Source organism: Kitasatospora sp. NPDC018619 (assembly GCF_044391605.1).
In the GTDB taxonomy this organism is placed as follows: domain Bacteria; phylum Actinomycetota; class Actinomycetes; order Streptomycetales; family Streptomycetaceae; genus Kitasatospora.
Map to the genome: position 1 here is coordinate 27,177 of NZ_JBISAI010000018.1, position 13,740 is coordinate 40,916.

Sequence of the window (13,740 nt, forward strand, 5' to 3'; positions counted from 1 at the left end):
CCGGCGCGTGGGCTCCGGGGCGTGCGGGCGGGCGCGCGGGCTCCTGGCCCGCTCACCCGTTCAGGCGATCAGTCCTTCTCGGGTTGACCACCCTCCTTCGCCTGATCGAGTGAGGGCAGCCGCAGCGAGCCCGCCGCCGCCCCGGCCAGCCCGAGCAGCGCCAGGCCGACGGCGCAGCCGAGCATCGCCTGGGTGCCGGTCAGCCACTGCGAGAGCAGACCGCCCAGCGCCGCGCCGCCGGCCTGTGCGCCGCCGTTGAACAGGTTGCTCGCCGAGCTCAGCCGACCGCGCATGCCGTCCGGGGTGAGCAGGATCTGCTGCGTGCCGACGACGGTGTACGCGGTCGGCGCGAGGAAGGCCATGGCGGCCAGGAACCCGCCCCAGACCAGCGCGTCGCCGGTGAAGGACATCAGCGGGACGAGCACCGCGAGCAGCCAGATGATCCCCACCACCGCCTGGTAGGGCGTGATCGAGCGGGAGATCCGCGGCGCCGCGAGCGCGCCGACCAGTCCGCCGACGCCGAACATCGCCGCCATCGTGCCGACCTTCCCCGGCGCGGCCCCGTTCTGCTCCGCGGCCACGATGACCACCAGGTAGAGCGCCTGGAACAGCAGGTTGAGGCCGAGCAGCAGCAGGGTGGTCGAGCGCAGGAACGGCTGGCGCACCAGGAAGGCGAACCCGGCCACGATGTCCCGCGGGATGGTCGAGAGCGGCGAGGGCCTGCGCTCCTGCTTCGGCAGCCGGACGAACAGCAGCGTCACGAAGGCCAGCAGGTGGGCGGCGGCGTCGGCGACGAACGGGACGGCCCGCCCGAGGCCGAACAGGAACCCGCCGCCCGAGGTGCCGGCCAGCTGCCCCAGGTGCATCCGCGCGGTGTTCACCGAGAGCGCCGTGGGCAGTTGCCCGCGGGTCACCACCAGCGGCAGCGAGGCCCGCTCGGCCGGGTCGAACAGGCTGGTGGCCGCCCCGGCCACGGCCGCGGTGAGCAGCAGCAGCCAGGTGGTGACGTGCCCGGTGGCGGCGGCGAGCGCGAGCAGGCCGAGCGCCACCGCCCGGACCAGCACGCAGGCCACCATGATCTTCTTGCGGTCCCAGCGGTCCACCAGCGCACCGGCCGGCAGCCCGACGACCACCTGGGCCACCGCGTTGACCGCGCTCACCGCGCCGGCCACCCCGGGCGAGCCGGTCGTGGCGAGGGCGAGCAGCGGGAAGGCGATGGTGGAGACGTTGAGGCCGGTCTCGGAGGCCGTGGTGCCGATCCACAGCAGGTGGTAGACCCGGTTGCGGCGCAGCGGCAGCTCGGGCTCCGGCTCGACCGCGACCGGGCGGTCCGCGGCGGGTGCCAGCTCGCTCATCCCCGCACCTCCCGGCACTCGGCGGCGATCGCGCGCAGCACGTCGGCGAACTCCGCGGCCAGCCGTTCCACCGTGCCGGGGAGGTGCACGGCCGGGGAGTAGTACCAGGTGAACTCCAACCGTCCGTCGCGGATCCCGCCGACGATCTCCAACACGTGCTCCATCCGGTCGTCCGGGCCGAGGTCCTGGCCGATCGCGCCGTGCACGGTGTGCACGAGGCCGCTGCCGGGCCCGCCGTCGCTGCGGTGCCGGCCGAGGAAGTTGAACACCACGTCCGGGTCCGGCCCGGTGAGCGGGGCGTCCGGGTGCAGGTGGCGCAGCGGGCCGTGGCCCAGTCCCTTGCCGGGGACGGCGCGCAGCTGCCGCCGCACGGTGCGGGTCAGGGCCCGCCAGTCGTCGCCCCCGGGGACGGTGAGGCGCACGGGGTGCACCGCGGTGAACCAGCCGACCGTCCGGGACAGGTCGACGCCGTCCAGCAGCCGGTCCCGGCCGTGGCCCTCCAGGTCGACGGTGACCTCGTCCTCGCCGGTCCAGCGGGCCAGCACCCGGGCGAGCGCGGCGAGCGCGATCTCCTCGACCCTGGTGCGGTAGACCGTCGGCGCGTGCTCGGCCAGCTGGGCCGAGTCCTCGGCGCCGAGCCGCACCCGCACCTCCCGGCCGCTGCCCACGGTGGCCACGCCGTCGAGGTCGCGGGGCACCGGCCGGGCGGCGCCGACCTCCTGCCAGTACGCGAGCTCGTGGTCCAGCGCGCCGGAGCGCACGTGCTCGACCAGGCGCGTGGACCACTCCTGGAAGGTGGTGCCGCGCGGGCCGAGGTCGACCGGCTGCCCGGCCGCCGCCCGGGCGTGGGCCGCGTCCAGGTCGTCCAGCAGGATGTTCCAGGAGACGGTGTCGACCACCAGGTGGTGGACCGTCAGGAACAGCCGGGCGCGGCGGCGCTCGCCGGAGTCGAAGAGGACGGCGGCGAGCAGCGGGCCGCGCTCCAGGTCGAACCCGGCCTGGGTGGCGCGGGCCTCGCGGTCCAGCAGGGCGTCCAGCTCGCCGTCCGGGGTGGCGGAGGCGTCCACCACCCGCAGCAGCGGCTCGCCGGGCCGGTAGGGCGGGTTCTCCTGGGCCCAGCCGTCGGCGGTGCGGGTGTAGCGCATCCGCAGCGCGTCGTGGTGCTCGACCAGGGCCTCCAGCGCGGCGGTGAGCGCCGTGCGGTCGGCCGGGGCGCCGAGCTCCAGCAGCACCGACTGGTTGAAGTGGTGCGGGTGGTCGTGGGTGTCGAAGAACCAGCGCTGCACCGGGGTCAGCGGGACGGGCCCGACGGCCGGCGGCCGCCCCCCGGCCGCGCCCTGGCCGATCTCGGTGGCGGCGGCGGCGAGTTCGGCCACCGTCTGGTGCAGGAAGACGTCCTGGGCGTCCAGCCGCAGCCCGGCCCGGCGGGCCCGGGCGACCACCTGGATGCTGAGGATGGAGTCGCCGCCGAGGTCGAAGAAGCTGTCCTCGACGCCGACCCGCTCGACGCCGAGCGTCTGCGCCCAGATCGCGGCGAGCAGTTCCTCCTTCCGGTCGCGCGGCGCCACCCGGGCCGCCTCGGCGGTGTCCGGTGCGGTCGGCGCCGGGAGCCGGCGCCGGTCCACCTTGCCGTTGGTGCCGACCGGGAGCTGGTCCAGCACCTGGACGGCGCCCGGCACCATGTAGCCGGGCAGGGCGCGGGCCACCGCCTCCCGCAGCGCCGCGGGCGAGAGCTCGGCGGCGCTCGACCGGGCGCCGGGGGCCACGTACGCGGCCAGCAGCTCGCGGCCGCCCTCCGGCTTGAGGACCACCACGGCGGCGTCCCCGACGCCGGGCTCGCGCAGCAGCACGGCCTCGATCTCGGCGGGCTCGACCCGGTGTCCGCGGACCTTGAACTGGTTGTCGGTGCGGCTGACGAACTCCAGCTCGCCGCCGGCCACCCGGCGGACCAGGTCACCGGTGCGGTACATCCGGCTCCCGGGGGCGCCGAAGGGGTTGGCGACGAACCGGCCGGCGGTCAGCGCGGGCTGCCCCGCGTAACCGCGGCCGAGCCCGGGGCCGTCGATGTAGAGCTCGCCGGGCACGCCGTCCGGCACCGGCCGCAGGTGGCGGTCGAGGATGTGCAGGCCGACGCCGTTGAGCTCGGTGCCGACCGGCACGGGGGCTCCCTCGCGCAGCTCGCCCGGGCTCCACAGGGTGGACACCAGGGTGGCCTCGCTCGGCCCGTACACGTTGAAGAACTCCCGGCCCTTCGACCAGGTGCGCACCAGGTCGGGCGGGCAGACGTCGCCGGCCGCGGCCACGGTGGGCAGCAGCCCGCGCAGCCGGTCGGCGTCCATCACCGCGAGCAGCGCCGGGGGCAGCACCGCGACGGTGGCGCCGTGCCGGATGATCTCCCCGGCCGGGTCCGGCGCGGGGCGCGGGGAGGTGAGGCAGAGCGTGCCGCCCGCGGTGAGGGTGCAGAACAGGTCGCACACCCCGCCGTCGAAGCTGGCCGGCGCGTACTGCAGCACCCGGCTGTCCGCGGTGATGTTCCAGGCCTCGCGCAGCACCCGGGCGGTCCGGGCGATCGCGCCGTGGCTGATCACCACGGCCTTGGGGCGGCCGGTGGAGCCGGAGGTGTGCACCACGTAGGCGACGTGGTCGGGCTCCACCCGGTGCGGGGAGCCCGGCTCGCCGGGCAGCGCGGCGCCGGCCGGGACCGGCCCGCCGGACGGGCCGTCCGGCCCGTCCAGCCGCAGGACCTCGAACGGCCCCTCGGGCAGCCGCTCGGCCAGGTGCCCCTGGGTGAGCAGCAGCGGGACGGCGGTGCCCGCGATCATCGCGCCGATCCGGTCGGCCGGGTACTGCGGGTCCAGCGGCACGTAGCCGCCGCCGGCCTTGAGGACCGCGAGCGCCGCCACCACCATCTCCACCCCGCGGTCGGCGAACACGCCGACCAGGGTGTCCGGGACGACCCCCCGGGCGACCAGGCGGCGGGCCAACCCGTCGGCCCGGGCGTTGAGTTCGGCGTACGTGACCTCGGTGCCGTCGTCCGCGACCACGGCCGGCGCGTGCGGGCGCTCGGCGGCCCGGCGGCGCACCAGCTCGTGGGCGGGCACGCCGCCCTCCTCGTCCGGGGCCCGGTGCCAGCGCCGGGGCTCCAGCACCCGCTCCCCGGCCGGGACGTACGGGAGTTCGCGCAGCCGGTCGCCCGGGCGCTCGGCGACGGCGCCGAGCAGCAGGACCAGGGCGTCCGCCATCCGCCGGGCGGTGCCGGCGTCGAACAGGCCGACGCTGTACTGGAGGGCGGCGTCCAGGCCGCGGTCGGTCTCCTGGAACTGGAAGGTGAGGTCGAACGCGGCGCCGCCGGTGGGCAGGCCGAACTCCTCCAGGCGGGCGCCGTCCAGGCGCACCGGGGCGCCCGGGGCGTCCTGGAGGACCACCATGGCCTGGAACAGCGGGGTGCGGCTCGGGTCGCGCTCCGGCCGCAGCGCCTCGACCAGCCGGTCGAAGGGCACGTCGGCGTGGGCGAAGGCACCGTTGACGGACTCCCGCACCCGGCCGAGGAAGCCGTCGAAGTCCTCCTCCCAGTCCACCTCGGAGCGCAGCACCAGGGTGTCCACGAAGAAGCCGACCAGCTGCTCCAGTTCGGGCCGGTCGCGACCGGCCGACACGGTTCCCACCGCGATGTCGTCCTGGCCCGACCAGTGCGCGAGCAGCAGCTGGGTCGCCGCGACCAGCGCGGTGAACAGCGTCGCGCCGCGGTCCTGGGCGATCCGCTTGAGCCGCTTGGCGGTCTCCGCGTCCACGGAGAACTCCAGCTGCGCCCCCTCGCGGCCGCGCACCGGCGGCCGGGGCCGGTCGGTGGGCAGCTCCAGCGGCTCCAGGCCGGCCAGCCGCTCCCGCCACCAGTCCAGCCGGGCGCTGCCCGTGGCCTCCCAGCGGGCGCGCTGCCAGGCCGCGAAGTCGGCGTACTGGACGGGGAGTTCCGGCAGGTCGGCGGTGCCGCCGTGGCGTCGGACGCGGTACAGCTCGGCGAGGTCGCGGAGCAGCACGCCGGCCGAGCGGCCGTCGGTGACGATGTGGTGCAGGACCAGGGTCAGCACGTGCTCGTCCTCGGCCAGCCGGACGAGGTGGGCCCGGAACAGCGGGCCGGTGCGCAGGTCGAACGGGGTGGCGCCGTCGGCGCCGACGGCCTCCCACAGCCGTTCCTCGCGCTGGTGCGCGGGGTGGCCGGACAGGTCGGTGCGGGCCAGGGCGAAGGGCCGCCCGGGCGGGGCGATCAGCTGCCGCCCCTCGCCGTCGACCTCGCCGAAGACGGTGCGCAGCGACTCGTGGCGGTCCACCAGGTCGGCCAGCGCCCCTTCGAGCGCGTCGGCGTCCAGCGGGCCGTGCACCCGCAGGCCGAGCGGGGAGTTGTACTCGGCGCCGGTGTCGCCGAACTGGCCGAGGAACCACAGCCGCTGCTGGCCGAAGGAGAGCGGCGGGGCGCTCTCCCGGCCGACCGGCACCGGCGCGTCGGCGGGCTCCTGGCGCTCGGCGTCGAGCAGGGCCGCCAGCGAGCGGACGGTCGGCGCCCCGAAGAGGGCGCGCGGGGAGATCCCGGAGTCGACGTGCTGCCGCAGCCGGGAGACCACCCGGATGCTCAGCAGCGAGTCGCCGCCCAGCTCGAAGAAGTTGTCCTCGGCGCCGATCCGCTCGACGCCCAGCACCTCCGCCCAGATCCCGGCCAGCAGGGTCTCGGTCGCCCCCTCGGGGGCCAGGTACTCGCCGCCGAGGCCGAGGTCCTCGGGCGGCTCGGGCAGCGCCCGGCGGTCGGTCTTGCCGTTGGGCAGCAGCGGCACGCGCTCCAGGGCGACGAAGGCCGAGGGCACCATCGCCTCGGTCAGGCCGGCGGCGAGGCGGGCCCGCAGCCCGGCCGGGTCGATCCCGGCGCCGGGCACGGCGGGCACCACGTACGCCACAAGCCGGTCCCGGCCGCGGTCGCGGCGGGCCACCACGACCGCCTCGGCGACGTCGTCCAGCGCGGTGAGCGCCGCCTCGACCTCGGCGAGCTCGATCCGGAAGCCGCGGATCTTGACCTGGTGGTCGGCCCGGCCGAGGAACTCCAGGACGCCGTCGGCCGTCCAGCGGGCCAGGTCGCCCGGCCGGTAGAGCCGGCCGCCCGGGGTGAACGGGTCGGGCAGGAAGTGCTCGGCGGTCAGCTCGGGGCGCCGCCAGTAGCCGGCGCTCACGCCGTCCCCGCCGATGTGGATGTGGCCGGGCACGCCGACCGGCACCGGCTCGCCCCGCTCGTCGAGGACGTACACCCGGGTGTTGGCGATCGGGCTGCCGACCGGCACGTAGGCGGCGAGGCGGGCCAGCCGCTCGGGGGTGGGCACGAACACCGTGGAGTCGACGGTGGCCTCGGTGGCCCCGTAGGCGTTGACCACCATGGTGTCCGGGTGGGCGTGCTCCAGCAGCTCGCGGCAGTCGTCGACCCGCCAGCCCTCCGAGCCGACCGACATCACCCGGAAGGCCGGCAGCCTCCCGCCGCGGCCCCGGACCTCCTCGACCAGCGCCTTGGCCAGCGAGGGGACCAGCTCGATCGCGGTGCCGCCGACCCGCTCGACCAGCGCGAGCAGCCGGGCCGGGTCGGTGACCAGGTCGGTCGGCACGACGAGCATCGAACCGCCGAAGAAGACCGAGCGGAGCAGGTCGGCCAGGAAGAGGTCCACCGAGAGGCTGGTGATGGAGACGAAGCGCAGCCGGTGCTCCGCCAGGCCGTACAGCTCGTCCCAGGCACCGGCGATGTACAGCAGGTTGCGGTGGGTGACCACCACGCCCTTGGGCCGACCGGTGGAGCCGGAGGTGTACACCACGTACACCGGGTCGTCGGGGCCGGCGGCGACCTCCGGCGGGGTGTCCGGGCCGCTCGCGGCGGCGGACTCGACGGTGACCAGGGCGCCGCCGTGGCCGGGCAGCCGGTCGGCGATCGCCGCGTGGCTGAGCACCACGGCCGGTTCGGCGTCCGCGAGCATGAACTCCAGCCGCTCGCGCGGGTAGGCCGGGTCCAGCGGCACGTAGGCGGCACCGGACCGCAGTACGGCGAGCACCGCGACCACCATGTCGCTGGAGCGCTCCAGGTGCAGGGCAACCCGCTCGCCCGGCCGGGCGCCGGCGGCGACCAGCCGGTGGGCGAGCCGGTTGGCCCGGCGGTCCAGCTCCCGGAAGGTCAGCGCGGCGCCGCCGTCCGCCGCCAGCACGGCCGGCTCGTCCGGGCGGGCGGCGACCTGGGCGTCGAACAGCTCCTGGACCAGCGTCTCGGTGCGGCGCGGGCGGTCGGTGGCGTTCCACTCGACGAGCAGGGTGTGCCGCTCCTGCTCGGTGAGCCAGGGCAGCGCGGCCGGCCCGCGGTGCGGGTCCGCGGCCACGCCCTCCAGCAGGGTGCGCAGCCGGCCGCCGATCCGCTCCACCGTGGCGGCGTCGAACAGTTCGGGGTCGTAGGTGAGTTCGATCCGCAGCGCGGTGTCGGCGTGGCTGCTGACGGTGAGCGGCACGGTGCTGCTGTCGGAGGCGCGCAGCACCCGGACGGCCACCTCGTCGCGGCCGGTGGCGCCCTCCGCGACCGGGTAGTTCTCGAAGACCACCACGCTGTCGAACAGCCTGTCACCGGAGGCCAGTTCGGCGCAGCGCCGGATGTCCGACAGGGCCAGGTAGTCGTGCGCGGTGCTCTCCGCCTGGGCCGCCTGGAGGGCGCGCAGCCAGGCCCCGAGGTCGTGGTCCGCCTCCGGCCCGGCCAGCCGGGCGCGGACCGGGACGGTGTTGACGAACATGCCGATGCCGGTCTCGATCCCCGGCACCTCGGGGGTGCGCCCGGAGACGACGGCGCCGAAGACCACGTCCGGCTCGCCTGCGTGCCGCGACAGCAGGATCGCCCAGGCGCCCTGCATCAGGGTGTTGAGGGTGATCCGGTTCTCCCGGCACCAGTCGGCCAGCACCCGGGTGACCGCCGGGTCCAGGGCGAGCCGGTACGAGCCGGTGGCCCGGGTGCGGTGGTCGGCGGCGGGCTGGCGGTCCACCGGCAGCGCGGTGGGCTCGGCGAAGCCGGCCAGCGCCCGCCGCCAGTGCGCCAGGGCGGCCTCGCGGTCCTGTCCGGCCAGCCACTCCAGGTACTCGCGGAACGGCGGGCGGCTGGCCGGCAGGGCGGCCCGCCCCTCCACCGCGGCGACGTAGTGCTCCAGCACCTCCTCGAAGAGCTGGGCGGTGCTCCAGCCGTCCAGCAGCAGGTGGCTGAACGTCCAGAGCTGGTGGACGGTCCGGTCGTCGACCCGGGCCAGGACGATCCGCATCAGCGGCCCGGCGGCCAGGTCGATGCCGCGCTCGCGCTCGGCCCGGCTGAGCTCCTTCAGGCGGCGCTCCTGGTCCGGGTCGCCGCGCCAGTCGAGCACCTCGACCGGCAGCTCCAGGTCCGAGCGGATCAGCTGCACCGGCTCGGGCACGCCCTCCCAGCGGACGGTGGCGCGCAGCACGTCGGTGCGCCGGAACACGGCGCGCCAGGCCTCGGCGAGCGCACCGGCGTCGGTCAGTCCCTCCAGCCGCAGGGCCAGCTGGTCGACGTAGGCGCCGCCGTCCGGGTCGGTCAGGGTGTGGAAGAGCATGCCGCCCTGCAGCGGGGTGAGCGGCAGGACGTCGTCCACCGCCCGGCCGTCGCCGACCAGCCGGTCGAGGGCCGCCTGGTCGAGCCGGGCCAGCGGGTGGTCGGACGGCGTGCGGCCGCCGGCGCCGGGCTCCGCGCAGTGCGCGATGACGGCCCGCAGGTGCGCCAGCAGCGACTCGCCGAGCCGCCGGACGGTCTGCGGCCGGTGCAGCGCCCGGGAGGTGAACCAGGACAGCGTGAGCACCCCGTCGGAGACGGCGCCGACCACCTCGATCTGCGCGCTCCGCTCGTGGTCGCCGTCCCACTGCGGCCCGCCGTCGCCCAGGTGGGCGCGGTAGAGGGAGCGGGCGGCGAACGCGCCGTCCAGCTGCCCGTGGTAGTTGAAGGTCACGGCCGGGGCGGGGGCCGGGGTGAAGCCCTCCCGGTGGGCGGCCAGCGCGCCGTGGCCGAAGCCCTTGGCGGGGACGGCCCGCAGCTGCTCCTTGACGGACTTCAGCCGGGCGGCGACGCCCTCGCCGGCCGCCACGGTCAGCGCGACGGGGTGGACGGCGGTGAACCAGCCGACCGTGCGGGAGAGGTCGGTGCCGGGCAGGACGTCCTCGCGCCCGTGCCCCTCCAGGCCGACCAGCACCCGCTCGCGGCCGGTCCACTCGGCGAGCGCGCCGGCCAGCGCGGTGAGCAGCACGTCGTCCACCCTGGTCCGGTAGACCGGCGGGACGTCGCGCAGCAGCGCCGCGGTCTCCTCGGCAGTGAGGGCGAAGTCGGTGCGCTCCAGCGTGGCCGCCGTGTTGGGCCCCTCGCCGTCCGCGGGCAGCTCGAAGGCCTCCTCGGCGATCCGCCGCCAGTACGGGAGTTCGGCGTCCAGGCCGCCCTCGCGGACGTACTCGGCGAGCCGGGCGGACCAGGCCGCGAACGGGGTGGTCGGGGCGCCGAGGTCGACCGGGCGGCCGGCCAGGGCCTGCTCGTAGCCGGTCGCGAGGTCGTCCAGCAGGATGCGCCAGGAGACGCCGTCCACCACCAGGTGGTGCGCCGTCAGCAGCAGCCGGGGAGCGGCCCCGGCGCCGTCGTCGAACAGCACGGCGCGCAGCACCTCGCCGTGCTCCGGGTCCAGCGCGCGGCGGGCCGCCGCCGCCTCCTCGCGCAGCGCGGCCGCGCGCTCGGGCTCGCCCAGGCCGGCGGTGTCCCGGCGGCTCAGCAGCGGGCCGTCCGGGCGCGCGGCGGCCTCCTGGAGCCAGCCGCCGTCCGTGCGGCGCAGCCGGGTGCGCAGCGCCGGGTGGTGGGCGACCAGGGCGTCCAGGGCCCGCTCCAGGGCCGCCCGGTCGGTGCCGGGGGCGAGCTCCAGCAGCAGCGACATGGTGAACAGCGGGACCTCGGCCGCGCCGGCCAGCAGCCGGTGCTGCATCGGCGCCAGCGGGGCCGGCCCCCGGTGCTCGGCCGGCCGGGCGGTGTCCGCCCCGGTGGTGACGCCGGGGGCGATCCGGGCGATGGTCTGCTTGACCAGGATGTCCCTGGACTGGAGCCGCAGGCCGGCGGCCCGGGCCCGGGAGACGGCCTGGATGCTGAGGATGGAGTCGCCGCCGAGGGCGAAGAAGTTGTCCTCGGTGCCGACCAGGTCGGTGCCGAGCAGCTCGGCCCAGATCCCGGCCAGGACGCGTTCGACCTCGGTGCGCGGCGGCACGTAGCCGGCCGCCGGCTCCGGCTCGACGGCGCTCTCCGGCAGGGCCCGGCGGTCGGTCTTGCCGCCGGCGGTGCGCGGCAGCGCGGCCAGGAAGGAGAAGGCGGCGGGAACGAGGTAGTCCGGTAGCAGGCCGTGCAGGTGGGCGCGGAGCGCGGCCGCGTCCGGCACCCCGGCGCTGGGCACCACGAAGGCGACGAGCCGCTGGACGCCGGCCCGGCCGGCCCGCGGCACCACGGCGCAGTCCTCCACCGCGGGGTGGGTGCGCAGCGCCGCCTCGATCTCGCCCGGCTCCACCCGGACGCCGTTGATCTTGACCTGGTCGTCGCCGCGGCCGGCGAACTCCAGCCGTCCGTCGGCGGTGCGCCGGACCAGGTCGCCGGTGCGGTACATCCGGGTGCCGGCGGGGCCGAACGGGTCGGCCACGAAGCGCTCGGCGGTCAGGGCCGCCCGGTGCAGGTAGCCGCGCCCGACCGGCAGGCCGGCCAGGTAGAGCTCGCCGCGCACGCCGGGCGGGACGGGCCGCAGGTGCGCGTCCAGCACGTAGGCCCGGGTGCCGCGCACCGGCAGGCCGAGCTCCGGCGCGCGGGCGGCGTCCACCCGGGCGGCGAGGGTGTCGACGGTGCACTCGGCCGGGCCGTAGAAGTTGTGGGCGGTCAGCCCCGGGGTGGCGGCCAGCTCACGCCACAGGGCCTCGCCGACCGCCTCGCCGCCGAGCACCAGCACCGCGGGCCGGTGCGGCGCGGCGGGGTCGAGCAGGCCGGCGTCGAGCACCGGGCGGGCGAAGGACGGCGTGAGCTGGAACAGGTCCACCCGCTCGCGCCGGGCGTAGGCCACCAGGTCGTCGGCGTTCAGCCGGGTCTCGCTGTCCACCAGGTGCAGGGTGTGGCCGTCGGCCACCGCCATCAGCGGGTTCCAGGAGGCGTCGAAGGTCGGCACCGTGGTCAGGGCGACCCTCAGCGGGCGGCCGAGCAGGGCCGCCGCGGGGCGGAACAGCTCGTCCCGCTGGCGGGCGAACAGGTTGGCCAGCGACCGGTGTTCGACCACCACGCCCTTGGGCCGGCCGGTGGAGCCGGAGGTGTGGATGACGTACGCGGCGTCGCCGGGGGCCGGGGCGGCGGCGGGCTCGTCCCGGTCGTCCAGCGCGGCGACGGCGGCGGCCACGGCGGGGTCGTCCAGCAGCAGCCGGGGCAGCTCGGCGGGCACCGCGCCGGCCAGCCCGGTGGTGCCGAGCACCAGCGCGGGGCGGATGCCGCGCAGCAGGTCGGCGATCCGCTCGGCGGGCTCCTCGGCGTTCATCGGCACGTACACCGCACCGGCCTTGAGCACCGCCCAGAGCGCGACCACGAACTCGGTCGAGCGCGGCAGCACCAGGGCCACCGGGCTCTCCGCGCCGATCCCGAGGGCCCGCAGCCGGCGCGCCAGGCGGTTGGCCCGGGCGTTGAGGCCGGCGAAGTCGAGCCGCTCGTCCCGGAACACCAGGGCGGGCGCGCCGGGGGTGGCGGCGGCCTGCCGCTCGAAGGCCCGGACCAGCGTGTCGGGCGCGTCGTCGGCGGCGGCCTCGGCGGCGGCGGCGGCCGAGGCGTCCCAGCCGCGGCGCAGCGCGGCCTCCTCCTCGGCGGAGACCAGCGGCAGCGCCCGCAGCGGGGTGTCCGGCCGCTCGGCGACGGCGTCCAGCAGGGCGAGCAGCCGCTCGCCGAGGGCCCGGACGGTCCCCTCGTCGAACAGCGCGGTGCTGTACGACAGGCCGAAGTCCAGCCCGCCGTCGCGCTCCTCGAACTCCAGCCCGAGGTCGACGGTGGCCTCCCAGCGCGGCAGCTCCAGCTGCTCGACGGCCACCCCGGGCAGCGCGAGCGGGGCGCCGAAGGCGTTCTGCAGCACCAGCATGGTCTGGAACACCGGGGTCCGGCTCGGGTCCCGGACCGGCTCCAGCAGCTCGACCAGCCTCTCGAACGGCACCCGGTCGTGCTCGAAGCCGTCCAGGACGCCGTCGCGCACCCGGGCGAGCAGCGCCGCGAAGGACTCCTCCTCGTCCACCGCGGTGCGCAGCGCGACGGTGTTGGCGTAGAAGCCGACGGCGCGCTCCAGTTCGGGGCGGCCGCGGCCGGTGGTGACGGTGCCGACGGTGACGTCCGGCTGCCCGGAGAGCCGGGCCAGCAGCAGCTGGTAGCCGGCCAGCAGCACCGGGAACAGCGTGGTGCCCTCGCGCCGGGCGAGGTCCTTGAGCCGGGCGGTCGAGGCCGCGGGCACGGCCAGCCGCAGCACGGCGCCGGCCGTGTCGCGCACCGCCGGGCGGGGGCGGTCGGTGGGCAGGTCGAGCGGCTCGGCGCCGCGCAGCCTGCTCTCCCAGTAGTCGAGCCCGGCCTTCACCTCGGGCCCGTCCAGCCACTCGCGCTGCCAGAGCGCGTAGTCGGCGTACTGGACCGCGACCGGCTCCGGGCGCGGCGTCCGGCCGGCCGCGAACTGCGCGTACGCCGAGCCGATCTCGTCGAACAGCACGCCCGAGGACCAGCCGTCCACGACGCTGTGGTGGGCGGTGACCAGCAGCACGTGCCGCTCCGGCGCGGACCGCAGCAGCAGGGCGCGCAGCAGCGGGCCGTCCGCGAGGTCGAAGGGCGTCGCCAGCTCGGCCCGCACGGCGGCCTCGACGGCGGCCTCGTCGGCGGGTCCGCCGGCCGAAGGCTCCGCGAAGCACAGCACCCCGGGCGCCGCCGGGTGGACGACCTGGCGCACCCGGTCGTCCACGACCCGGTAGCTGGTGCGCAGCACCTCATGCCGCTCCACCACCAGGTCGACCGCCCGGGCCAGCGCGTCGCGGTCGAGCGGCCCGGTCAGCCGCAGGCCGAAGGCGCTGGTGTACTCGCTGCCCTCGGGGTCGAGGCTGCTGAGGAACCACAGCCGCTGCTGGCCGGAGGAGAGCGGGACCTCCTCCGGGCGGGGCCCGGCGCCGATCGCGGCGTCCGCCGCACCGGCGGGCCCGGCGGGCGCGTCCGGGGCCGCGCCCTGGCCGGCCAGCCGCTTCAGCAGCTTCTCGCGCAGCTCGGGCGGCAGCGCCGACAGCCGGTCGGACGTGGGACCGTTCATGCTCA

General features: G+C 76.9%; 2 protein-coding genes. Both read right to left on the reverse strand.

Annotated features, from left to right (window positions below; genetic code table 11):
* Positions 1-68: 68 nt before the first annotated feature.
* Positions 69-1,355 carry an MFS transporter gene (locus ACH5AR_RS26175; RefSeq protein WP_396303952.1) on the reverse strand — a complete coding sequence of 429 codons (1,287 nt, stop codon included), beginning with the start codon at positions 1,353-1,355 and terminating at the stop codon, positions 69-71.
* The gene (locus ACH5AR_RS26180) at positions 1,352-13,735 is read right to left on the reverse strand and encodes an amino acid adenylation domain-containing protein (RefSeq protein WP_396303953.1); all 12,384 of its coding nucleotides are present in this window, start codon (positions 13,733-13,735) and stop codon (positions 1,352-1,354) included. Before ACH5AR_RS26180 ends, ACH5AR_RS26175 begins: the two co-directional genes overlap by 4 nt.
* Between the last annotated feature and the right edge of the window lie 5 nt (positions 13,736-13,740).

Excerpts from the sequence above, each read along its gene's own strand:
- ACH5AR_RS26175 (WP_396303952.1), bottom strand. The coding sequence starts at position 1,355 with ATGAGCGAGCTGGCACCCGCCGCGGACCGCCCGGTCGCGGTCGAGCCG.
- ACH5AR_RS26180 (WP_396303953.1), bottom strand. The coding sequence starts at position 13,735 with ATGAACGGTCCCACGTCCGACCGGCTGTCGGCGCTGCCGCCCGAGCTG.